The sequence below is a fragment of the Paracoccus salipaludis genome (genome assembly GCF_002287065.1).
GTDB classification, from domain to species: domain Bacteria; phylum Pseudomonadota; class Alphaproteobacteria; order Rhodobacterales; family Rhodobacteraceae; genus Paracoccus; species Paracoccus salipaludis.
Map to the genome: position 1 here is coordinate 259083 of NZ_NSJZ01000004.1, position 20864 is coordinate 279946.

At 70.6% G+C, this 20864-nt stretch carries 23 protein-coding genes and 1 pseudogene; 7 read left to right on the top strand and 17 right to left on the bottom strand.

Annotated features, from left to right (window positions below):
• Nucleotides 1–24: 24 nt before the first annotated feature.
• Genes CK240_RS18640 through ruvC form a run of 6 tightly spaced genes read right to left on the bottom strand, consistent with a single transcriptional unit; the run spans nt 25 to nt 3684 of the window.
• Entirely contained in the window at nt 25–180 is a 156-nt protein-coding gene (locus CK240_RS18640) for a hypothetical protein (RefSeq protein ID WP_167649990.1), read from the bottom strand.
• Nucleotides 177–593 (bottom strand): PaaI family thioesterase, encoded by a 417-nt coding sequence (locus CK240_RS07570; protein ID WP_095639718.1) that lies wholly within the window; start codon nt 591–593, stop codon nt 177–179. The genes CK240_RS18640 and CK240_RS07570 overlap by 4 nt, the downstream gene beginning before the upstream one ends.
• Complete coding sequence (gene ruvB / locus CK240_RS07575; protein WP_095639719.1) at nt 586–1611, bottom strand: Holliday junction branch migration DNA helicase RuvB; 1026 nt, start codon at nt 1609–1611, stop codon at nt 586–588. The genes CK240_RS07570 and ruvB overlap by 8 nt, the downstream gene beginning before the upstream one ends.
• A complete protein-coding gene (gene htpX, locus CK240_RS07580) occupies nt 1608–2495 on the bottom strand; it encodes a zinc metalloprotease HtpX (RefSeq protein ID WP_095639720.1) in 888 nt (295 codons plus the stop codon). The genes ruvB and htpX overlap by 4 nt, the downstream gene beginning before the upstream one ends.
• A gap of 11 nt (nt 2496–2506) precedes the next feature.
• On the bottom strand, nt 2507–3193 hold the full coding sequence (ruvA, locus tag CK240_RS07585; RefSeq protein ID WP_095639721.1) for a Holliday junction branch migration protein RuvA: 687 nt from the start codon (nt 3191–3193) through the stop codon (nt 2507–2509).
• Nucleotides 3190–3684, bottom strand: coding sequence for a crossover junction endodeoxyribonuclease RuvC (gene ruvC, locus CK240_RS07590; protein WP_095639722.1), 495 nt, complete (start codon nt 3682–3684; stop codon nt 3190–3192). The genes ruvA and ruvC overlap by 4 nt, the downstream gene beginning before the upstream one ends.
• Nucleotides 3685–3808: 124 nt before the next feature.
• On the opposite strand from ruvC, the gene CK240_RS07595 reads away from it, so the two are divergent.
• From CK240_RS07595 to CK240_RS07620, 6 genes are read left to right on the top strand one after another with little or no spacing between them, the layout of a single operon-like run.
• Nucleotides 3809–6637, top strand: a complete 2829-nt coding sequence (locus CK240_RS07595; protein WP_095639723.1) for a monovalent cation/H+ antiporter subunit A — start codon at nt 3809–3811, stop codon at nt 6635–6637.
• A 1-nt stretch (nt 6638) separates the two neighbouring features.
• Nucleotides 6639–6986: a Na+/H+ antiporter subunit C gene (locus CK240_RS07600; protein WP_095639724.1), complete on the top strand. Its 348-nt coding sequence runs from the start codon at nt 6639–6641 to the stop codon at nt 6984–6986.
• A complete protein-coding gene (locus CK240_RS07605) occupies nt 6983–8536 on the top strand; it encodes a monovalent cation/H+ antiporter subunit D (protein ID WP_095639725.1) in 1554 nt (517 codons plus the stop codon). The genes CK240_RS07600 and CK240_RS07605 overlap by 4 nt, the downstream gene beginning before the upstream one ends.
• On the top strand, nt 8533–9024 hold the full coding sequence (locus tag CK240_RS07610; RefSeq protein WP_095639726.1) for a Na+/H+ antiporter subunit E: 492 nt from the start codon (nt 8533–8535) through the stop codon (nt 9022–9024). Before CK240_RS07605 ends, CK240_RS07610 begins: the two co-directional genes overlap by 4 nt.
• Nucleotides 9025–9026: 2 nt before the next feature.
• A complete protein-coding gene (locus CK240_RS07615; protein WP_095639764.1) occupies nt 9027–9296 on the top strand; it encodes a K+/H+ antiporter subunit F in 270 nt (89 codons plus the stop codon).
• Complete coding sequence (locus tag CK240_RS07620) at nt 9293–9697, top strand: Na+/H+ antiporter subunit G (RefSeq protein WP_095639727.1); 405 nt, start codon at nt 9293–9295, stop codon at nt 9695–9697. The genes CK240_RS07615 and CK240_RS07620 overlap by 4 nt, the downstream gene beginning before the upstream one ends.
• A 6-nt stretch (nt 9698–9703) precedes the next feature.
• Here CK240_RS07620 and CK240_RS07625 read toward each other — a convergent pair whose 3' ends face one another.
• Genes CK240_RS07625 through fsa form a run of 3 tightly spaced genes read right to left on the bottom strand, consistent with a single transcriptional unit; the run spans nt 9704 to nt 12008 of the window.
• Nucleotides 9704–10648 (bottom strand): tyrosine recombinase XerC, encoded by a 945-nt coding sequence (locus tag CK240_RS07625; protein WP_095639728.1) that lies wholly within the window; start codon nt 10646–10648, stop codon nt 9704–9706.
• Nucleotides 10645–11355, bottom strand: a complete 711-nt coding sequence (locus CK240_RS07630; RefSeq protein WP_240517330.1) for a DUF484 family protein — start codon at nt 11353–11355, stop codon at nt 10645–10647. The genes CK240_RS07625 and CK240_RS07630 overlap by 4 nt, the downstream gene beginning before the upstream one ends.
• Complete coding sequence (fsa, locus tag CK240_RS07635) at nt 11352–12008, bottom strand: fructose-6-phosphate aldolase (RefSeq protein ID WP_095639729.1); 657 nt, start codon at nt 12006–12008, stop codon at nt 11352–11354. Before fsa ends, CK240_RS07630 begins: the two co-directional genes overlap by 4 nt.
• Before the next feature lie 133 nt (nt 12009–12141).
• Here fsa and CK240_RS07640 point away from each other — a divergent pair, with 133 nt between their 5' ends.
• Nucleotides 12142–12669 (top strand): TIGR00645 family protein, encoded by a 528-nt coding sequence (locus CK240_RS07640; protein ID WP_095639730.1) that lies wholly within the window; start codon nt 12142–12144, stop codon nt 12667–12669.
• A 15-nt stretch (nt 12670–12684) separates the two neighbouring features.
• Here CK240_RS07640 and folD read toward each other — a convergent pair whose 3' ends face one another.
• The 8 genes and pseudogenes from folD to CK240_RS18645 form a co-directional block, all read right to left on the bottom strand.
• Nucleotides 12685–13563 carry a bifunctional methylenetetrahydrofolate dehydrogenase/methenyltetrahydrofolate cyclohydrolase FolD gene (gene folD / locus CK240_RS07645; RefSeq protein ID WP_095639731.1) on the bottom strand — a complete coding sequence of 293 codons (879 nt, stop codon included), beginning with the start codon at nt 13561–13563 and terminating at the stop codon, nt 12685–12687.
• On the bottom strand, nt 13560–13865 hold the full coding sequence (locus tag CK240_RS07650; RefSeq protein WP_095639732.1) for a chorismate mutase: 306 nt from the start codon (nt 13863–13865) through the stop codon (nt 13560–13562). Before CK240_RS07650 ends, folD begins: the two co-directional genes overlap by 4 nt.
• Before the next feature lie 138 nt (nt 13866–14003).
• Complete coding sequence (gene ftsH, locus CK240_RS07655; RefSeq protein ID WP_095639766.1) at nt 14004–15896, bottom strand: ATP-dependent zinc metalloprotease FtsH; 1893 nt, start codon at nt 15894–15896, stop codon at nt 14004–14006.
• A gap of 62 nt (nt 15897–15958) precedes the next feature.
• Complete coding sequence (tilS, locus tag CK240_RS07660; protein WP_095639733.1) at nt 15959–17236, bottom strand: tRNA lysidine(34) synthetase TilS; 1278 nt, start codon at nt 17234–17236, stop codon at nt 15959–15961.
• Nucleotides 17226–18107, bottom strand: coding sequence for a tol-pal system YbgF family protein (locus CK240_RS07665; protein WP_095639734.1), 882 nt, complete (start codon nt 18105–18107; stop codon nt 17226–17228). Before CK240_RS07665 ends, tilS begins: the two co-directional genes overlap by 11 nt.
• Entirely contained in the window at nt 18107–18619 is a 513-nt protein-coding gene (locus CK240_RS07670) for an OmpA family protein (protein ID WP_095639735.1), read from the bottom strand. The genes CK240_RS07665 and CK240_RS07670 overlap by 1 nt, the downstream gene beginning before the upstream one ends.
• A gap of 14 nt (nt 18620–18633) precedes the next feature.
• On the bottom strand, nt 18634–20007 hold the full coding sequence (gene tolB / locus CK240_RS07675; protein WP_095639736.1) for a Tol-Pal system beta propeller repeat protein TolB: 1374 nt from the start codon (nt 20005–20007) through the stop codon (nt 18634–18636).
• Between the two features lie 50 nt (nt 20008–20057).
• A pseudogene (locus CK240_RS18645) lies at nt 20058–20864 on the bottom strand (protein TolA); the annotation flags it as partial.

Genomic DNA, 20864 nt, shown 5'->3' on the forward strand with positions numbered 1-20864 from the left:
GTCAGGGGCGAGACCCCCGGGGCGTCAGATGTCCGACAGGAAGAACCGCTGGAACACGAAGGCGCAGGCGGCGACGCCGATCACCGCCAGCAGCATCTGCCCGGTGCTGAAGGCCCAGATCGTCAGGGCGAAGACGATCGCGGTCACGGCATAGCGCAGGATCAGGGGCCAGCCGCTCATGATTCCACCGGGACCATGGTGCCCAGCAGGGTGGCGACGTGCTTGCGGCCCTTGTCCCCTTCCGCGAACACGTCAGACGCCACCGCGACGATGCGGCGGCCGGGGCGGATCACCCGCCCCTCGGCCACCATCCGGTCGCCCACGGCGGGCGACAGCAGGTTGATCTTCATCTCGACGGTGACGACCTCGGCCCCGTCCGGCAGGACCGACAGCGCCGCATAACCCGCCGCGGAATCGCCGATGGCGAAGGCCAGCGCGGCATGGGCGAAACCCTGCTGCTGCAGCACGTGCGGCGCGATGGGGGCGGAGATGCGGGTGCGGCCCTCGGCGGCCTCCTCGAGTTCGGCCCCGAGGGTCTGCATCATCGTCTGCCGGGCAAAGCTGCCCCGCAGGCGCGCTTCAACGTCATTCATCGAACAATCCTGCCTGCGCGGCCCTGGGCATGTCCAGCCCCAGGTGCCGCCACCCGAGTTGCCCCAGCATCCGGCCACGCGGCGTCCGCATGATCAAGCCCTGTTGCAGCAGATAGGGCTCGATCACCTCCTCGATGGCGTCGCGGCTTTCGGACAGGGCGGCGGACAGGGTTTCCACCCCGACCGGCCCGCCGCCGTAATGCTCGGCCATCAGCGTCAGGTAACGCCGGTCGGCGGAGTCGAGCCCGAGGTCGTCCACCCCCAGCCGCGTCAGCGCCATGTCGGCAAGATCCCGCGTCAGCCGCCCGTCGCCTTCCACCAGCGCGAAGTCCACCACACGGCGCAGCAGGCGGCCCGCGATGCGGGGGGTGCCCCGCGCGCGGCGGGCGATTTCCAGCGTGCCGTCCGGCTCGGCCCTGATCCCCATCAGCCGCGCACCGCGGGCGACGATCAGGTCAAGCTCATCGACCGTGTAGAACTGCAGCCGCGTCGGGATGCCGAAGCGGTCGCGCAGCGGCGTCGTCAGCAGACCCAGCCGGGTCGTGGCGCCCACCAGCGTGAAGGGCTGAAGCTCGATCCTGACGGTGCGGGCGGCCGGCCCCTCGCCGATCACGAGGTCCAGCTCGAAATCCTCCATCGCCGGATAAAGGACTTCCTCGACCGCCGGGTTCATCCGGTGGATCTCGTCGATGAACAGCACGTCGCGCGCTTCCAGGTTGGTCAGGATCGCCGCGAGGTCGCCCGCGCGCGCCAGCACCGGCCCCGAGGTCATCTTGAAGTTCACGCCCAGTTCCCGCGCCATGATCTGCGCAAGTGTCGTCTTCCCAAGCCCCGGAGGCCCGTGGAACAGCGTGTGGTCCATCGCCTGCCCCCGCATCCGGGCGCTGTCGATGAAGACGCGCAGGTTGGCGCGGGCCTCGGCCTGACCGATGAACTCTTCCAGCTTCTGGGGGCGAAGCGCGCGGTCCTCGGCCTCGCCTTCCATCCGTTCGCCGCGCAGGGTGGGGTCGGGCGTCATCCGCGGCGCACCGGGGGAACGGAGCTGCGGGCGAAGGACGGCGCGGCGGGCGCGACCTGCATCCGCGCCAGCAGGTCGATGCGTTCCTGCGTGGACGGGTGGGTCGAGAACAGCCGATCCATCCGCAGCGCCCCCAGAGGGTTGATGATGAACATGGACGCCGAGGCCGGGTTGCGTTCCGCCGGGATGTTGACCGTGCGCCCCGCCGCATTGGCGATCTTGGCCAGCGCCGAGGCCAGCGCCATCGGATTGCCGCAGATTTCCGCCCCCGAGCGGTCCGCCACATATTCCCGCGACCGCGAGACCGCCATCTGCACCAGCATCGCGGCCAGCGGCGCGAGGATCATGGCGAGGATGCCGCCCAGCGCGCCCCCGGGCCGGTCCCGGTCCCCGGTGAACAGCATCAGGTTGCCCAGCATGGCGATGGCCCCCGCCATGGTCGCGGTCACGGTCATGGTCAGCGTGTCCCGGTGCCTGATATGCGCCAGCTCATGCGCGATCACGCCCGCGAGTTCGTCGCGCGTGAGAATGCGCATCAGCCCCTGCGTCACCGCCACGGCCGAGTTCTCGGGATTGCGCCCGGTCGCGAAGGCATTCGGCTGCTCGGTCGCCAGCACGTAGACCTTGGGCATCGGCAGCCCCGCGCGGTCGGCCAACTGGCGGACCATCCGCACCAGCTCGGGCGCCTCGGCTTCCGTCACCGGCATGGCGCCATGCTGGCGCAGCACCGCCTTGTCGCTGTTCCACCAGGCCCAGATGTTGCCCACCCCTGCGAAGACCAGCGCGAGCACTGCCCCGCCCTGCCCCCCGATCAGCCAGCCCATCCCCATCAGCAGCGCGGTCATCGCCGCCATGAGGAGAAAGGTGCGCATGTTTCCGTGCATCGCCCCAGCCTTTATTCCTTGGGCGCCAGTGACTTGAGCGCCGCCCGGATCAACGCGGCGGTGCCCGCGCCGGGTTCCCGGGCAGAGGCCTCGGCCACCGCGGTCGCGGCCTCGGATGGGCCGTAGCCCAGGTTCGTCAGCGCTGACAGCGCGTCCGCCGAGGCCGCCGCGGAACTGGCCCCCTTCGCGGGCGCGGGCTTCGGGGCGGCGGCGGGCGTGCCGGGCTCGATGCCCGGTTCGTCCGCATCCACGACTGCGCCCGCGTCCACCGTCAGCGCGCCGCCCATGGCGATGATGCCCGGCGCCTTGTCCTTCAGTTCCAGCACCACCCGTTGCGCGAGCTTCGGGCCCACGCCGGGCGCGCGGCGCACCGCCGCCCAGTCGCCCAGCGCGATGGCGCGGCCCAGCCCCTCGGGGCCCAGCGTGCCCAGGATCGCCAGCGAGGCCTTGGCTCCGATGCCCTGGACGCTCGTCAGCAGCCGGTGCCATTCCTTTTCCAGCAGCGTCGGAAAGCCGAACAGTTGCAGCAGGTCCTCGCGCACCAGCAGATCGGTATAAAGCGCCGCCGCCTGCCCGACCGGGGGCAGGCTCGCGGCGGTGCGCTCGCTCACATGGACGATGTAGCCCACGCCGCGCACGTCGATCAGCACGTGGTCGGCGGCGCGGTGCAGGATCAGCCCGGCGATGCGACCGATCATGCGACGACCTTGATCCGCAGGCTGCGGCTCTGCAGATGGCGCGCGTGGCAGATGGCAATGGCCAGCGCGTCGGCCGCGTCAGGCCCGGCAAGCTCGACCCCCGGCAACTGAAACCGGACCATGTGCTCCACCTGCTGCTTCTGGGCGTGGCCGACGCCGACGATGGCCTTCTTCACCGCGTTGGGCGCATATTCCCCGACGGCGATCCCGGCCTGCGCGGGGGCCAGCAGCGCGACCCCCCGTGCCTGACCCAGCTTCAGCGTGCCGACCGCATCCTTGTTGACAAAGGTCTGTTCCACCGCCGCCGCGTCGGGCGCATGCAGGGCGATCACCGCCACCAGCCCCCGGTGCAGGTCGCAGAGCCGCGCGGCAAGGCTGGTGCTGTCGGACCGGATGATCCCGTTCGCCACGTGCCGCAGGCGCGAGCCGTCGGCGACGATGATCCCCCAGCCCATGTTCACCAGGCCGGGGTCGATGCCCAGAACCTTCATGCCCGCCCCTTCGGCCTTGTTTTCCCAAGGGCTAGCACGAAGCGCGAACATCGCCTAGCCGGTTTCGTCATGTGCTTGACACGCGGCGGCGCGCTTGGGACACCCCTCCAAATCTGAGGAGCCCATGTCCCCAGCCCTGATCGCCATCCTGCCGTTCCTGGGCGCCCTGCTGCCGGGCCTCATGGTCCGTTCGGGCCGCAGCGCCGCCGCCATCGCCTGCGGGGCCGTCACCGCCTTCGCGGCCCTGGGCCTGCTTCTGCACATCCCCGCTGTTCTGGCAGGCGAGGTCGCCACCGCCCGCCTGTCCTGGATGCCGCAGATCGGGCTGAACGCGGATTTCATGCTGGACGGGCTTGGCCTTCTGTTCGGCATCCTGATCCTGGGGATCGGGCTGCTGATCACCCTTTACGCGCGCTTCTACCTGTCCGAACGCGACCCGGCGGGGCCGTTCCTCACCTACCTGATGCTGTTCCAGGGCGCGATGACGGGCATCGTGCTGTCCGACAACATCCTGATGATGCTGGTCTTCTGGGAACTGACCTCCTTGTCCTCGTTCCTGCTGATCGGTTTCTGGAAGCACCTGCCCGAAGGGCGCCAGGGCGCGCGCATGGCGCTGACCGTGACCGCGACAGGCGGCCTTGCCATGATCGCGGGCTGCCTGATGCTGGGGCAGGTCGCGGGATCGTACCGCCTGTCCGAGATCATCGCCCAGCGCGAGGCGATCCAGGGCTCGGCCCTTTACCTGCCGGCGCTGCTTCTGATCCTGCTGGGGGCCTTCACCAAGTCGGCGCAGTTCCCCTTCCACTTCTGGCTGCCGCGCGCGATGGCCGCGCCGACGCCGGTGTCCGCCTACCTGCATTCGGCCACCATGGTGAAGGCCGGGATCTTCCTGATGGCGCGGCTGTGGCCGGTGCTGGCGGGCACGCCCGAATGGTTCTGGATCGTCGCCACGACCGGCCTTGCCACGATGCTGGTCGGCGGCGTGATCGCGCTGTTCCAGGACGACCTGAAGGGCCTTCTGGCCTATTCCACGGTCAGCCACCTGGGGCTGATCACCATGCTGCTGGGCTTCGGCACCGAAGCCGCCGCCACCGCCGCCATGTTCCACATAATCGCCCATGCCACCTTCAAGGCGGCGCTGTTCATGGGCGCGGGCATCATCGATCACGGAACGCACACGCGGTCCATCCGGCAGTTGGGCGGCCTCAGGTCGCTGATGCCCCTGACCTTCGGCCTGATCCTCGTCGCCGCGCTGTCGATGGCGGGCATTCCGCCCTTCAACGGCTTCCTGTCCAAGGAGATGATGCTGGAGCAGGCCGCCCACCAGGGAGAGACGGGGGCGGGCTGGATCATCGGCGCGCTGGCCACCCTGGCCGCGCTCGTCTCGGTCGCCTATTCGCTGCGGCTGGTCGCCCACGTCTTCCTGGGGCCGGCGCGCGACGATTACCCGCACGCGCCCCATGATCCCGGCCCGGGCCTTTGGGCCGGTCCGGCGCTGCTGGTGGGGCTGGTCGTGGTCACGGGGCTGTTCCCGAACGCGATGCTGGGCTGGCTGGTCGCCGCCGCGGCCGCAGCCGTCACCCAGGCGCCGCAGCACCCCCATTTCGCCCTTTGGCACGGGCTGACCCCGGCGCTGGCCATGTCGGCGCTGGCCATCCTGGGCGGCATCCTGCTGCTGCGGCACTGGCACGCGGCCGAGGCGCTGCGCCGGCACCTGCCCCGCCCCGACGCCAAGCGCATCTTCGACGCCACGGAACGCGTCATCGCCCGCATCGCGCGCGGCTTCACCGAAAGCTTCACCAACGGGTCCATGTCGCGCGCCCTGTCGCTGCTGATGCTGACCTGCGTGATCTGCGGGGTCGCCGCCTGGCACACGGGGCTGGCCCGACCGGACCTGCGGCCCATGCTGCCGGTCACGCCCGTGGCGCTGATGGGCTGGGTGCTGATGCTGGTGGCGACCGGCACCATGGTGGCCCTGCACCGCCGCCGCATCCTGGCGCTGGTGCTGGTCGGCATCGTCGGGCTGATCGTGTCCTGCACATTCGTCTACTTCTCGGCCCCCGACCTGGCGCTGACCCAGATCACGGTCGAGGTCGTCACGGTCATCCTGATGCTTCTGGCGCTGAACTTCCTGCCCAAGCGCACGGCCCTGGACACCGGCAACGTCAAGCGCGGGGCGGACGCCTTTGTCGCGACGCTGGCGGGACTGGGCGTCGGCATCCTCACCTATGCCATCCTGCGGCGCGACTTCGCCTTTCCCTCGATCGCCGGCTACATGGTCGAGAACAGCTACAAGCTGGGCGGGGGCGACAACGTCGTCAACGTGATCCTTGTCGATTTCCGCGGCTTCGACACCTATGGCGAGATCACCGTCCTGGGCATCGCCGGTCTGGCCATCTTCGCCATGACCGAGGCCCTGCTGCGCGGGCGCGCCTCGGCCCGGCTGCGGGCCTGGGTCGGCGACATGCGCCGCGCGGGCGACCGCCACCCGCTGATGCTGGTGGTGGTGACGCGGGTGCTGATGCCGCTGTCGCTGGTCGTGGGCCTTTTCATCTTCCTGCGCGGCCACAACGCGCCGGGCGGCGGCTTCATCGCAGGCCTTGTCGTCTCGGTGGCGCTGGTCATGCAGTACATGGCCTCGGGGTATGCCTGGGCCATGGCGCGGCAGAACATCCCCTATCACGCGCTGATCGGGCTGGGCGTTCTGGCTGCCGGCATCACCGGCGCGGGCGCCTGGTTCGCGGGAATGCCCTTCCTGACCTCGGCCTACGGCTATGTCCACCTGTGGGGCGTCGAACCCGTCGAATGGGCCACCGCCATGGGCTTCGACACCGGCGTCTTCCTGGCTGTCGTGGGGGCGGTGATGCTGGCGCTGAACTCGCTGTCGCGCATCGCCCGCGCGGCCGGGCAGGACGGCGCCCCATCGGGCACCCCCCAGAAAGGAAGCCGCTGAGATGGAGTTCCTGCTGGCCTCGGCCATCGGCTGCCTGACTGCCGCCGGAGTCTACCTGACCCTGCGCAAGCGCAGCTTCGCCGTCGTCCTCGGCATGACGATGCTGAGCTATGCGACCAACCTGTTCCTGTTCGCCACGGGGCGGCTGGTCGTCGACCGCCCGCCGATCCTGCAGGACGGGGTGGCGGGCTATACCGACCCGATCCCGCAGGCGCTGGTGCTGACGGCCATCGTGATCTCCTTCGGGATGACGGCGCTGGTGGTGATGATGGCGCTGGGCGCATTCGTCGAAGGAGGAGACGACCGCATCGACCTGCCCCGCCGCGACCGCAAGGGACCGGGCGCATGAACCACTGGCTTGTGGTCCCGGTGGTCCTGCCCGCCTTCGCGGGTCCGCTGATCGTCCTGGGGATGCGGCGCGACCTGCTGCTGCAGCGGGTCTTCGGCACCGCCGCGACCGCCGCGCAGCTTGCGCTGGCCATCTGGCTGATGGTCCAAGCGATGGGCGGCGAGGTGCAGGTCTATCGCCTGGGCAACTGGGCCGCCCCCTTCGGCATCGTGCTGATGCTGGACCGCCTGGCCGCGCTGATGCTGGTGCTGGCGGGGCTGGTCGGGCTGGTCGTCCAGCTTTACGCCATCGGTTCCGGCTGGGACCGCCGGGGCTGGCATTTCCACGCCCTGTGGCAGTTCCAGCTGATGGGCATCAACGGCGCCTTCCTGACCGGCGACGCCTTCAACCTGTTCGTCTTCTTCGAGATCCTGCTGATCGCCAGCTACGGCCTGATGATCCATTCGGGCGGAGAGCTGCGGCTGCGCGCAGGCGTGCAATACGTGATCTACAACCTTGCCGGGTCGTCGCTGTTCCTGGCGGCGCTGGGGACGATCTATTCGGCCACGGGCACGCTGAACATGGCCGACCTCGCGCTGCGCGTGGCGCAGATGCCCGCGGGCGACACGGCGGTGCTGCGGGTCGGCGCGGTGCTGCTGATGCTGGTCTTCGCCATCAAGGCCGCGCTGGTGCCGCTGCATTTCTGGCTGCCCTCGACCTATGCGCGCGCACCGGGCCCCGTGGCCGCGCTGTTTGCCATCATGACCAAGGTGGGGATCTACGCGATCATCCGCTTCTTCACGCTGGTCTTCCCGGCCGACAGCGTGATCGAGCGTCTGGCCGCCGACATCCTGCTGCCCGCGGCCCTGGTCACGCTGATCGTGGGGCAGCTCGGCGTTCTGGGCTCGCGCCACCTGGGCCGGATGGCGGCCTTTGCCGCCCTGGGATCGGTCGGCACGGCGATGGTGGCGGTCGCGCAGTTCCGGCTGCCGGGGCTGACGGCGGGGATCTGGTACATGGTCCATTCCACGCTGGCCTCGGCCGCGCTGTTTCTGGCCGTGGACCTGATCGCCGCGCGCAGGCCCGGCGCCGGCCAGTGGCTGCGGCTGGCGCCGCCCATCGCTCAGGGAGGGATCGTGGCGGCGCTGTTCTTCGCGGCGGCCATCGGCATCGCGGGGCTGCCGCCCTTGTCGGGCTTTCCGGGCAAGCTCGCGGTCATGCAGTCGGTCCGCGACGCCGACGGCGCGGCGGCGATCTGGGCGATCATCCTGGTTTCCTCGCTGCTGGCCATCGCCGGGCTGACGCGCGCGGGCTCGCTGGTCTTCTGGAAGGCCCATGCGGCGCAGGACGCCCCGCCCCCGCAGGCCGAGCCCGACGAGCCGCCGCATGATCCTGCCCCGACGTCGGCGGCACTGGCGCTGACCGCCACGGCGGCGCTGGTCGCGGGAATGGTGGCGCTGACCGTCTTCGCCGGGCCCATGATGCGCTATGCCGACGCGACCGCCCGCCAGCTGGTCGACCCCGAACCCTATATCGGGGCCGTGCTGCGGGACCAGGAGGGCGTGAAATGATCCGCCGCATCCTGCCCCATCCCGTCCTGTCGCTGGCCGTCGTGCTGCTGTGGCTGCTGCTGGTCAACCGCTTCGCCTGGGGCTCGCTGGTCTTCGCGCTGGCGCTGGGGCTGGTCATCCCGATCGTGACCGCCCCCTACTGGCCCGGCCGCGCCCGCCTGCGCAGCCCCGCCCGCATCCTGGGTTATCTGGGCATCGTCATCCACGACATCATCAAGGCCAACATCGACGTGGCCCGGATCGTGCTGTTCATGCCCAAGGCCGAGTTGCGCCCCTGCTGGCTGGCCGTGCCGCTGGACATCCAGGCGCCCGAGGCCATCGCCGTCCTGATGGGCACCATCACCCTGACCCCCGGCACGGTCAGCTGCGACCTGGCCGAGGACGGGTCGGCCCTGCTGGTCCACGCGCTGCACTGCCCCGACCCCGCCGCCACGGTGGACGAGATCAAGACCCGCTACGAGGCCCGCCTGAAGGAGATCTTCCGATGAGCATCCTGGCCGCCGCCCTCTGGTTCGCCTTCGGCTGCTTCGCGCTGGCGCAGCTTCTGTGCCTTTACCGCGTCGTCCGCGCGCCCGGCTTCAGCGACCGTGTGCTGGCGCTGGACACCATGACCATCAACATGATCGCGCTGATCACGCTGTTCGGCATCCAGCGCGGCACCAGCTTCTATTTCGAGGCCACGATGCTGTTCGCCATGGTAGGCTTCGTCTCGACCGTCGCCTTCGCCAAGTTCATCCTGCGCGGGAACATCATCGAATGACCCTGCTGGCGGACATCCTGATCGCGGCCCTGCTGGTGGCGGGCGGGGTCTTCGGCCTTGTCGGCTCGTGGGGGGTGGTGCGGCTGCCCGACATGATGACGCGCCTGCACGGGCCGACCAAGGCGGCAACACTGGGGGTGGGCTCGGTCCTGCTCGCCTCGATGATCTTCTTCTGGGCGCATCACGGCCATTTCAGCTGGCACGAGCTGCTGATCGCGCTGTTCGTCTTCCTGACCTCGCCCATCACCGGGCTGTTCATCGCCAAGGCGCACATGCACCTGTCCTGGACGCACGGGGAACTGCCGCAGCCCCCCTCGGGCGCCGAATGGGCGACCTGGGGCCAGGGCGCCGAGACGAGCCCCATCGTCACCGTCCCCGAGGATGCCCCCGAGGGAGAGTGACGGCGTTTAGCGCCGGGGATGCGCGGCGCGGTGGACGGCCAGCAGATGCGCGTCGTCCACGCCGGTATAGACCTGCGTGGTGGACAGGCTCGCATGGCCCAGAAGCTCCTGGATGGTGCGGAGGTCGCCGCCGGCCGCCAGCAGATGCGTGGCGAAGCTGTGGCGCAGGGCGTGCGGCGTCGCCGTTTCCGGCAGGCCCAGCGACTGGCGCAGGGACGCCATCGCGCCCTCGATGGCGCCCGCGTAAAGCCGCTTGCCCTTGACGGTGAAGAACAGCGGCCCTTCGGGGGTCAGCGGAAAGGGGCAGATCCGCAGATAGGCCGCGACCGCCTGCCGCGCGGCGGGCAGGACGGGAACCATCCGTTCCCGCCCGCCCTTGCCGCGGATCACGAGCGAATCCCCCATCGGCCAGTCCCGGCCGTTCAGTGCCAGCGCCTCGCTGATGCGCAGCCCAAGCCCGTAAAGCAGGGTCAGCACCGCCACGTCGCGGGCAGCAACCCAGGGGGTTGGATGCCGCTCGCCCGCAAGGTCGAGGACGGCCCGCGCCTGCTCCACCGGGATCGGACGCGGCAGGCTGCGGCGATAGCGGGGACTGCGGGCGGACAGGGCGCGGCTGGCGTCGAAGCCCTCGCGGTCGCTGATCCAGCGCAGGAAGCTGCGGATCGCGGACAGGCGGCGGGCGAGGCTGCGGGGGGACAGGCCCCGCGCGCGCTCGGCGGCGGCAAAGGCGCGCAGGTCGGTCTGGGTCAGGGCGGCCAGGGTGCGCGGCAGCGCGGCTTCGCCGTGATGGCCGCCCAGGAAGGACAGGAAGGCCAGCAGGTCGCCCTGGTAGGCGGTGATGGTGTGTTCGGACCGGCCGCGCGTCGCGCGCTCGCCGTCAAGCCAGCGCGCCAGCGCGTCCGACATGGCCGGGGCCAGCGCCAGCGGGGGCACCGGACCCTGCCCGCTCATCCCCGGAGCCACCCGATCAGGACCAGCCGGAAGACCTGCGCGAAGAAGCGCAGAAGGTCGGTGCCCTGCGCGGGCGAGAACCGTCCCACATCGCGCGAGCCCATGACCAGAAGCGCGGGCCGGCGGCCGGGGCCGAGGTCCAGCGGCAGCAGCGCCTCGGACCGGACCTCGGTGCCGTGGACACCCAGCGTCTCGGGGCTGGCGCGCCGCAGCACGATGTCGTCCCCGCGCGGGGCCTTGCGCCCCGCCGCGATCAGGCGCCCGACGCTGCCCGTCGGCATCACCACCAGCGGCCCCGTGTCCGACGGCGCGGCGTCCTCGGGCGCTTCCATCACCAGCTTCAGCGTCTCGACCCGCAGGATCGGGGCAACGTCGGTTTCCAGCGTTTCCAGAAAGCCCGCGAAGTCCATCGGCTCGAGCAGGGACAGCACCGCACGGTGGACCGTCTGCGTGCCCGCCTGGTTTTCATAGGCGGCCGAGATCACGCTTTCATGCGCCGATTCCAGACGGTCCAGCCGCTGTTCCAGCGCCTGCATGGCGCGGCCGCGGATGTCGATGACATTCTCGCCCAGCTCCGCCTCGCGCGCGGCGACCAGCGCGCGCATCAGCTCGCGGTCGCCCAGGATCAGCGCCGGGTCGGCCAGCAGCCTGTCGCGCGTGCCGGGGTCCAGCGCGGCCTCGGCTGCCTTGTCGGGCGTCCCCGTCACAGGCCGATCTTCTGGCCGGTCTTGGCCCAGTCGGCGTTGAACTGTTCCAGGCCCTTGTCGGTCAGGACATGGCTCGCCATCGCCTTGATGACGGCGGGGGGCGCGGTGATCACGTCCGCGCCGATGCGGGCGCATTCGATGATGTGGTTCACCGACCGGATCGAGGCGGCGAGCACGTTCGTCTCGTAGCCGTAGTTGTCATAGATGCGGCGGATGTCGGCGATCAGCTCCATCCCGTCCAGGCCGATGTCGTCCAGCCGGCCGATGAAGGGGCTGATGAAGGTCGCGCCCGCCTTGGCCGCCAGGATCGCCTGCGCGGGCGTGAAGCACAGCGTGACGTTGACCATGTGGCCGTCGTCCGTCAGCGCCTTGCAGGCCTTGAGCCCGTCCCAGGTCAGCGGCACCTTGACCGTGACGTTGGGGGCGATCTGCGCCAGGTGCTTGCCTTCGCGGATCATGCCCTCGGCATCCGAGGCCACGACCTCGGCGCTGACGGGGCCCGGGACCATCTCGCAGATCTCGCGCGTGACCTCGGCGATGTTGCGGCCCGATTTCAGGATCAGCGAGGGGTTGGTGGTGACGCCGTCCACCATGCCCAGTTCGTGCAGTTCGCGGATGGCGGCGATGTCGGCGGTATCGACGAAGAATCTCATGGCGCGGCGGCCTCCTGACCTTTGGGTTGCGCGTGGTTTAGACCAGAACGCCCGAAGCGAAAAGCCCGGCGCGGACTTGCCTCGGGCCGGGCCCGCCCGTATCTGCCCGCGAAAAGCGGCAAAAGGGACACGCATGGAAAAGGGCTTCGAGCGGCTGATCTTCGCCTCGCGCTGGCTGATGGCGCCGATGTATCTGGGACTGGTCGCCGTGCTGGGGATGATGCTGGCGGTGTTCCTGCGCCAGACCTTCTACTACGTCCCGCAGGCGCTGACGATGTCGGCGGAAACCGCGATCCTGGCGGCGCTGTCGCTGATCGACCTGACGCTGGCGGCGAACCTTCTGCTGATCGTGATCTTCTCGGGCTACGAGAATTTCGTCTCGCGGCTGGACGTGGGCGAGGATGCCGAGCGGCCCGGCTGGATGGGCACGGTGGATTTCTCGGGGCTGAAGATGAAGCTGATCGCCTCGATCGTGGCGATCTCGGCCATCGACCTGCTCAAGCGTTTCATGGAGCTGGGGCGCCCGAACATCACGCCCCTTGGTGACCGCGAGCTGCGCTGGCTGGTCGTCATCCACGTGGTCTTCGTGGTCTCGGGCCTGCTGATGGCGGCGATGGACTGGCTGATCGCCCGCAGCGGCAAGAAATACGGCGGTCCGTAAGGGCCGCCGTTCCGGTCAGGGAGTCAGCCCCTCGGGTTCCGGCAGGCCGTTCGCCCGCGCCGTCGCGGTCAGGGTGTTCGCCAGAAGGCAGGCGATGGTCATGGGGCCGACGCCGCCCGGAACCGGCGTGATGGCCCCGGCAACTTCGCGCACGGCGTCGAAGTCCACGTCGCCGACCAGCCCGTCCCCCGTGCGGTTGATGCCCACGTCGATCACGGTCGCGCCCGGCTTGATCCAGTCGCCCTGAACGAAGCGCGCCCGGCCCACGGCGGCCACGACGATATCCGCGCGGCGGCAGAGGTCGGGCAGGTCCCGCGTGCGCGAATGGGCCACGGTCACGGTGGCGCTGTCGGCCAGCAGAAGCTGGGCCATGGGCTTGCCCACGATGTTCGACCGCCCGATCACCAGCGCATCCTTGCCCGCCAGCGATCCCAGCCGGTCGCGCAGCAGCATCAGGCAGCCCAGCGGCGTGCAGGGCACCATCGCCTTCTGCCCCGTGGCCAGCCGCCCGGCGTTCAGCACGGTGAAGCCGTCCACGTCCTTTTCCGGCGCGATGGCGTTGATGACGGCCGCCTCGTCCATGTGCCTGGGCAAGGGAAGCTGCACCAGGATGCCGTTCACGGCGGGGTCATCGTTCAGCCGGGCGATGAGGGCCAGCAGTTCCTCCTGCGGGGCCTCGGCGGACAGGCGGTGCTGGAAGCCTTCCATGCCCACCTCGACCGTGGCCTTGCCCTTGCTGCGGACATAGACCGACGAGGCCGGGTCCTCGCCCACCAGCACGACGGCAAGGCCCGGCGTGATCCCGTGCTCGGCCCTGAGGGCGGCGACCGCGGTGGCGATGCGGCCCCGCAGGGCGGCGGCGAAGGCCTTGCCGTCGATCAGTTCGGCAGTCATGCGTGTTCCCCCAGATGCCGGGCTTCCTGCGCGATGAAATGTTCCATCATCAGGCGCCACAGGGCCTCGGCGAGGTCGGGGTCGTAGCCCGCGGCCTCGGCGTTCCGGCGCGCCTTCCCGGCGACCTCCTCGACCCGCTCGTCGATGCGGGCGAGCAGGCCGGCGCCGGCCTTGATCTGCGCCGCACGGTCGATCAGCAGCGTCCGTTCGGCCAGCAGTCCGGCGAGCCGCAGGTCCAGCGCGTCGATCGCCGCGCGCAGCGCCTGCATGTCGGGGATGGCGGAAATCTCGGCTTTGTTCATGGCGGCCTCATGCCCCGCGCGGCCCCGGCACGCAAGCCCCGCAGCCCCGCTGGGCCGGAATCCCGCCCGGCATCCGAGCCCTGCCCGCAACGGAAAACCCCGGCCCAAGGGCCGGGGTCCGTCATGTTCGGAAGGGTTTCAGGCCGTGGGCACGGGCGCGGGCCCACCGCTGGCCGGAGGAATGCGCGGCACCGCCGGGACCGCCGGAATCGCGGAACTCGGCGTGTCGTCGTCGCCGCCCAGGGGCTCGCCCCGGATGACCTTGCCGATCTCCTCGCCGGTCAGGGTCTCGTATTCCAGCAGGCCGCGCGCGAGCCGCTCGAACTCCTCGGACTTCTCCAGAAGGATCTGGCGGGCGTGCTGATAGCCTTCCTCGATCAGGTCGCGGACTTCCTGCTCGATCAGCTCCTTGGTCTTAGTGGACACCGAGAAGCCGCCGGTGTTGCCGGAATAGCCCTCATGCGCCTCGGCATAGTCCACGGCGCCGACCTTGTCGGACATGCCCCAGCGCATCACCATCGCACGCGCCAGGGCCGAGGCCTGCTGGATGTCGCCGGCAGGACCGTTGGACACGCCTTCCTCGCCATACTTGATGATCTCGGCGGCCTTGCCGGCCATGGTCATGGCGATCTTCTGCTTGGCCTCGTCCTTGTGATAGTTCAGCCGGTCCATCTCGGGCAGGCTGACGACCATGCCCAACGCGCCGCCGCGCGGGATGATCGTGGCTTTATACACCGGATCGCACTTGGGCAGCGACAGGCCGACGATGGCATGGCCCGCCTCGTGATAGGCGGTCTTTTCCTTCTGTTCGGGCGTCAGGACCATGCTGCGGCGCTCGACGCCCAGCATCACCTTGTCCTTGGCGTTCTCGAAATCCTCCATCGTGACGAAGCGGCGGCCGATGCGCGCGGCCATCAGCGCGGCCTCGTTCACGAGGTTCATCAGGTCGGCGCCCGAGAAGCCGGGGGTGCCGCGGGCGATGATCCGCAGGTCCACGTCGGGGCCCTGCGGCACCTTGCGGGCATGAACGTTCAGGATCTTCTCGCGGCCCTTGATGTCGGGGTTCGGGACGTGGATCTGGCGGTCGAAGCGGCCCGGGCGCAGCAGCGCGGGGTCCAGCACGTCCTTGCGGTTCGTGGCGGCGATGATGATGATCCCCTCGTTCGCCTCGAAGCCGTCCATTTCCACCAGAAGCTGGTTCAGCGTCTGCTCGCGCTCGTCGTTGCCGCCGCCGATGCCGACGCCACGGGCGCGGCCCACCGCGTCGATCTCGTCGATGAAGACGATGCAGGGGGCGGATTTCTTGGCCTGCTCGAACATGTCGCGCACGCGGGACGCACCCACGCCCACGAACATCTCGACGAAGTCCGAACCCGAGATGGTGAAGAAGGGCACGCCCGCCTCGCCCGCGATCGCGCGCGCAAGCAGCGTCTTGCCGGTGCCGGGCGGGCCGACCAGCAGCGCGCCTTTCGGGATCTTGCCGCCGAGGCGGCTGAACTTCTGCGGGTTGCGCAGGAACTCGACGATCTCCTCAAGCTCCTCCTTGGCCTCGTCGATGCCCGCCACGTCGTCAAAGGTGACGCGGCCGTGCTTTTCGGTCAGCAGCTTGGCCTTGGACTTGCCGAAGCCCATGGCGCCCCCTTTGCCGCCCCCCTGCATCCGGTTCATCATGAAGATCCAGACGCCGATCAGCAGGATGAAGGGCAGCCAGACGCCCAGCAGGGACATGAAGCCCGACTGCTGCTGGCGCTCGACCTTGACCTCGACGCCGTTCTCGATCAGCCGGTCGGCCAGGTCCTCGCCCACGGGGCGCACGGTCGAATAGCGGCGGCCGTCGGTGCCGGTCACGATAACGGTCTCGCCGTCGATGGTGGCCGCCGTGACCTGGTCGTTCTCGACCCTCTGGATGAAATCGGAATAAGCGATCTGGGTGCTGTTCATCTGCGCGCTGTTGCCGCCGAAGGCATTGAACAGGGCCAGGATCATCAGGAACAGGACCACCCAGAAGGCGATGTTGCGCGCGTTGCCCAAGGGCATGTCCTCCGCGGGATGGAAGTCTTTCCCCGTGAAAATAGGGGCTGGGGAAGCGGGTATCAATGCGCTCGCAGGATTGCGAGGAACTCGTAAACTCCCCGCAGCGGGACGGCGCCGACAGGCGAAGGATCAAGCAGCGGCAGGATGACCCTTTCACCGAGAATCACGGCGGGCGAGGAGGCCAGCGCCGCGCGCGGCAGGCCCGCCTTCCGCCAGTCGCGCCCCGCCAGCACCGCCTCTCCGGCAGCCGTCACGACGGCACCCTCGGGCAGCCCCGTCAGACGCCAGCGCCGGTCCCAGAGAACCTCGCCCGGGCGCTTCTTCCTGACCCAAATACCCCGGGGTCCGGGGCAGCGCCCCGGTCCGGCCGTGCCACTTCGCGCAGCCGCCGCAGGTTCGCGCAGGAACTCGATGGTCTCGCCCCGCACCCGGGCGATCACCCCGTCCAGGGTCCCCTGCCCACCTGCCGCCAGCGTTGCCATCAGCCGCGCCACGTCGGCCCCGCGCGGCGGATAGTCGGCGCCCGTGATCCAGCGCAGTGCCCCGACCACCAGCCGCCGCCGGATCTCGGGGCTTGCGGCCAGCACCCGCCGGGGCAGGCGCAGCATCCCGCGATCCGCCTCGGCGCCTCGGGCCGCAGCGACGGCGGCTTCGGCCAGGGCGGCGCGGGCCTCGGCCAGGTTCGCGGCCGAGCGCGCCAAGGCCTCGACCGGCAGGTCCAGGGCGGCAATCGCCTGCCGGACGCGGACGCGCCCATAGGCATCGTCCTCGTTCGAGGGGTCGTCCACCCAGTCGATGCCGCGCGCTGTCAGCCAGTCCCGCAAGGCCTGCCGCCGCAGACCCAGCATCGGCCGCAGCCACCGCAGCCCGTGCTGTTCGCGCGAGGCCGCCATTCCCGACAGCCCATCCAGCCCCGCCCCGCGTCCCAGCCGCATGAGCAGCGTTTCCGCCTGGTCGTCCTGGGTGTGCCCCAGCGCGATCGCCGCAAGGCTCCGGTCCCCGGCCCAGTCGGCCAGCAGGCCCATCCGCGCCCGGCGGGCGGCATCCATGACATTGCCTTCAACGCCCTCGTGCTGCCAGGTCAGGATGGCATGGGGCAGGTCCAGTCCCTCGGCCATCCGCCCGACCCATGCCGCCTCGGCCGCGGCTTCGGGCCGCAGGCGGTGGTCCACGGTCGCGGCTTCGATCCGCACGCCCCGCGCGCGGGCCCATTCATGGGCCATGTGCAGCAGCGCGACCGAATCGCTGCCGCCCGAGACGGCAATGCCCAACGCGGGCAGGTCGCCCGCCAGCCGGTCGAGTTCGGCGGAAACCTCGGCCTGCGGCTCAGCCGCCATTCGCGTCGGGTGCCGCCTCGCAACCGGCCGAAACCATGCGCCGCGCGGCTTCCTCGGCCTGGGGCGTGTCGGGGAAGCGCGTGGTCAGCTCGGCCAGGTAGACGCAGCCCTCCGAAGGCGGGCGTCCCGCCACCGACACCCGCGACAGGCCCAGCAGCGTATCGGGCGCGCGGGGGCCGGCCGGCTCGGCGGCGAAGGCCTGCAGCCAGGCGGCCGCCGCGCCCTTGGGGTCATTCGCGCTGTCCAGCGCCGCGCCCTTCAGAAACAGCGCCTCGGCGGCGGCCGGGCTGCCCGCATGGGTTTCGGCGAAGCGGCCGAACAGCTCGGCCGCGCGGGTGAAGTCGCCCGCCTGCATCGCCTCGCGCGCATGGCCCAGGTCGGCCTGTTCCTGGGCGGTCAGCGGCGCGTCCGGGGCCGCGGGCGCAGGCCCGCCCAGCGAGGGCTGCAGGACACCGCCGCCCGTGTCCGCCTCTCCCAGGGTGGGCGTGGTCAGCGCGCCCAGGTCGCAGCCGTCCTCCATCTCGCACAAGCGGAACTCGAGATCGCCGATGCGGTTGGTGCCGTCGCGCACGACGCCGTCGATGCGGTGCTTCAGCCGCTCGGTCTCGCCGGTCAGGCGGGTGATCTCGCGCTCCATCGCGTTCATGCGGTCGATGGCGCTGTCGCCGCCCGCCGCGCGGAAGCCCTCGGCGCCCGAGGCGTTCAGCTCGGCCCGAAGCGCGCGCAGCTCGGCCCCTACGGCGCGCAGGTCGGCGCGCAGGTCGGCCAGGGTCCGGCCCGAGGGCGCGGCGGCCGCAGGCGGGGCCGCCTCCTGCGCCAGCACGGGCGCGGCCAGCACCATCCCCATGCCAAGAACAAGCGCGCGCAGCATCAGACGCCCGCCCCCGGCGCGACCACCGTCACCGCGCGGCGGTTCTGCGCCTGGCAGGCGGGGTCCGAGCAGACCTGGATCGGGCGTTCCTTGCCGAACGAGCTGGTGCGGATGCGCCCCGCCTCGACCCCTTGCGAGATCAGGTATTCCTGCACGGCACTGGCGCGGCGCGCGCCGAGCGCGAGGTTGTATTCCCGCGTGCCCTGCTCGTCCGAATGCCCTTCGACGACCGAGGAGAAGCTGCCGTTCTGCTTGAGCCACTCGGCCTGCCGCACCAGCGTCGCCCGCGCGGTGCCGTCCAGCGCGGCGTCGTTTTCGGGGAACAGCACCGTGTCGCCGGCGGTGCGGCGGAAATCCTCGGCCGTGGCGCCGGGCAGGCTGCCGCCGGGCAGCGTGCCGGTGTAGCGGCTGCCCGCATAGGGGTCCGTGACCACCGCCGGCGGCGGGGCCTGGGTGCAGGCGCCAAGGCCGGCAAGGACAAGAACGGCGACGGCGATGCGAAGGCCGGTCATTGGGGGCAAGCTCCTCATGGCAAAAGCGGTCCCCAGTCGGGGTCGGATGCGGCGCCCTCGATCGACAGCGGGCGCATGTTCCGGCCGGTCACGTCCACCGAATGCAGGCGCGGGGTGCCGTCGCCGCCCGGCGTCTGGCGCGTGAACATGACAACGCGGCCATTGGGGGCCCAGGACGGGCCCTCGTCAAGGAAGGATTCCGTCAGCAGCTTTTCCTCGGTCCCGTCCGGCCGCATCACGCCGATGTGGAACTTGTCGCCGTTGCGCTTGGTGAAGGCGATCAGGTCGCCGGTCGGCGACCAGGCGGGGGTGCCGTAGCTGCCCTCGCCGAAGCTGATGCGCGCGGGCTCGGCCGAGCCGTCGGCGGGCATGACATAGATCTGCTGGGTGCCCGACTGGTCGCTTTCGAAGACGATCTGCCGTCCGTCGGGGGAAAAGAAGGGCGAGGTCTCGATCGCGGCCGTTTCCGTCAGCGGGCGTTCCGCCCCGGTCGCCACGTCCATCTGCCAGATGTCGGTGTTGCCGCCCTTTTCGCGCGAATACACGATCCAGCGGCCGTCGGGCGAGAAGCGGGGCGCGAAGCTCATGGTCCCCGCCTCCTGCTTCAGCGGCCGGGACTGGACGGTGGCCACGTCCATCAGCATGACCTGCGGCATCCCGTTGCCGAAGCTGGTGTAAAGAAGCTGCGACCCGTCCGGCGAGAAGCGGGGCGAGACGACCAGTGCGCTGTCGTCCGTCACCCACAGGGGATTGGCGCCGTCATAATCCATGATCCCGATGCGCTTGAGCCGCGCGTCCTTGGGCCCGGTTTCGGACACGAATGTCACGCGGCTGTCGAAATACGGGCCTTCGCCGGTGATGCGGGCATAAACCTGGTCGGCCAGCTTGTGGGCCACGCGCCGCCAGCCCGCCTCGGGAGCGTCGAACTGCATCCCGTCACCCAGGGGCTGGCCCGAGAAGACGTCGAACAGCCGGAACCGCGCCGTGACCTGCCCGTCGCGGAGCGCCACCGAGCCCAGGATCAGCGCCTCGGCATTGACCGCACGCCAGTCGGGATAGGCCACCGGGTCGTCGAAGCCCGAGGGCCGCGCCACATGGGCCGAGGCGGGGATCTCCCGGAACAGGTCGGTGCCGGTCAGATCGGCGGTCACGACCTCCTGGATGCGGGCGGCCATCTCGGCCGCGCCACCCTCGTCGAAGAAGGGGGCGATCGCGATGGGCATCGGCTCGACCTGGCCGCCCGTGATCTCGATCCGCAGCGGACCCTCGTCCCCGGTGGCGGGCAGGGCCAGGGGCGCGGCCGCGTCCTGCGCGGCGGCGGGCCCGGCCAGGACCAGCGCGGCGGCAAGAACAAGCGGGAGGCGGGCGAGAGAGGCGGAAAACGGCATGATGCACAGAGCCTAACCTGTTTGGGATGCGATGGAAATGCGGGCCATCGTCACCGGATCGAGGGGCCGCCCTGGGGGCGGAAGTCGATGATCGTGTCGCGCCAGCGGCCGTATTTCTCGGCCGGCAGGTTGTAGCCGTCGCCCTGCAGGGCGCAGCGCAGGATGGCGCGGCGCGCGGCCTCGAAGGCCTGCGCCGCGGCCGCGTCCGAGCCGCCGTCGAAGGCGATCATCCGCACGCTGTCGGCGTCGGGCATCCCGTCGGCGGACATCGAGAACTGGACCGACACGGCCGTCCGCTGCGCTTCGCGCGACAGCGAGCCGATGTTCCAGCAGGCCTCGATCTGAAGCCGCAGCCCGTCCTTTTCGCCCCGGGACAAAGGCGGGCCAAGGGCGGCACGGCCGCCGCCGTCTTCCTCGACCGCGCCGGGCAGGTCCAGCGCCTCGTTCAGCGCGGCCATCAGCGGGTCCGCATCCTCGGGGGCCTGGCGCGCGGCCTCGGCCTGCTCCCGGGCCTGTGCCTCGGCGCGGGCAAGAGCGGCTTCCTCCTCGGCGCGGGCCAGTGCACGCGCGGCCTCGGCGGCGGCGGCCTCCTCCTCGGCGCGGCGGCGGGCCTCCTCGGCCTCGCGCTGTTCGGCAAGGCGGCGGGCCTCCTCGGCGCGCTGTGCTTCCTCGGCCAGCCGCTGCTGCTCGGCGCGGCGGGCTTCGGCCTCGGCGCGCTCGCGGGCTTCGGCCTCGCGCCGCTCCTGCTCCTGTTGTTCCGCCTCGAGCGCGGCCTGCCGTTCCGCTTCGGCGGCGGCCTGCGCCTCGGCTTGCGCCCGTGCGGCTTCAGCGGCGGCGGCCTCGGCGGCGGCGCGCTG

Bases quoted from the DNA above. Each gene is read 5' to 3' on its own strand.
- CK240_RS07625 (WP_095639728.1), bottom strand. From the start codon at position 10,648: ATGAGCGGGCAGGGTCCGGTGCCCCCGCTGGCGCTGGCCCCGGCCATG.
- CK240_RS07650 (WP_095639732.1), bottom strand. From the start codon at position 13,865: ATGAACAAAGCCGAGATTTCCGCCATCCCCGACATGCAGGCGCTGCGC.
- CK240_RS07610 (WP_095639726.1), top strand. From the start codon at position 8,533: ATGATCCGCCGCATCCTGCCCCATCCCGTCCTGTCGCTGGCCGTCGTG.
- CK240_RS07595 (WP_095639723.1), top strand. From the start codon at position 3,809: ATGTCCCCAGCCCTGATCGCCATCCTGCCGTTCCTGGGCGCCCTGCTG.
- folD (WP_095639731.1), bottom strand. From the start codon at position 13,563: ATGACTGCCGAACTGATCGACGGCAAGGCCTTCGCCGCCGCCCTGCGG.
- tilS (WP_095639733.1), bottom strand. From the start codon at position 17,236: ATGGCGGCTGAGCCGCAGGCCGAGGTTTCCGCCGAACTCGACCGGCTG.
- tolB (WP_095639736.1), bottom strand. From the start codon at position 20,007: ATGCCGTTTTCCGCCTCTCTCGCCCGCCTCCCGCTTGTTCTTGCCGCC.
- CK240_RS07640 (WP_095639730.1), top strand. From the start codon at position 12,142: ATGGAAAAGGGCTTCGAGCGGCTGATCTTCGCCTCGCGCTGGCTGATG.
- CK240_RS18640 (WP_167649990.1), bottom strand. From the start codon at position 180: ATGAGCGGCTGGCCCCTGATCCTGCGCTATGCCGTGACCGCGATCGTC.
- CK240_RS07605 (WP_095639725.1), top strand. From the start codon at position 6,983: ATGAACCACTGGCTTGTGGTCCCGGTGGTCCTGCCCGCCTTCGCGGGT.
- CK240_RS07620 (WP_095639727.1), top strand. From the start codon at position 9,293: ATGACCCTGCTGGCGGACATCCTGATCGCGGCCCTGCTGGTGGCGGGC.
- fsa (WP_095639729.1), bottom strand. From the start codon at position 12,008: ATGAGATTCTTCGTCGATACCGCCGACATCGCCGCCATCCGCGAACTG.
- CK240_RS07670 (WP_095639735.1), bottom strand. From the start codon at position 18,619: ATGACCGGCCTTCGCATCGCCGTCGCCGTTCTTGTCCTTGCCGGCCTT.
- ruvA (WP_095639721.1), bottom strand. From the start codon at position 3,193: ATGATCGGTCGCATCGCCGGGCTGATCCTGCACCGCGCCGCCGACCAC.
- ruvC (WP_095639722.1), bottom strand. From the start codon at position 3,684: ATGAAGGTTCTGGGCATCGACCCCGGCCTGGTGAACATGGGCTGGGGG.
- htpX (WP_095639720.1), bottom strand. From the start codon at position 2,495: ATGCACGGAAACATGCGCACCTTTCTCCTCATGGCGGCGATGACCGCG.
- CK240_RS07570 (WP_095639718.1), bottom strand. From the start codon at position 593: ATGAATGACGTTGAAGCGCGCCTGCGGGGCAGCTTTGCCCGGCAGACG.
- ruvB (WP_095639719.1), bottom strand. From the start codon at position 1,611: ATGACGCCCGACCCCACCCTGCGCGGCGAACGGATGGAAGGCGAGGCC.
- CK240_RS07600 (WP_095639724.1), top strand. From the start codon at position 6,639: ATGGAGTTCCTGCTGGCCTCGGCCATCGGCTGCCTGACTGCCGCCGGA.
- CK240_RS07665 (WP_095639734.1), bottom strand. From the start codon at position 18,107: ATGCTGCGCGCGCTTGTTCTTGGCATGGGGATGGTGCTGGCCGCGCCC.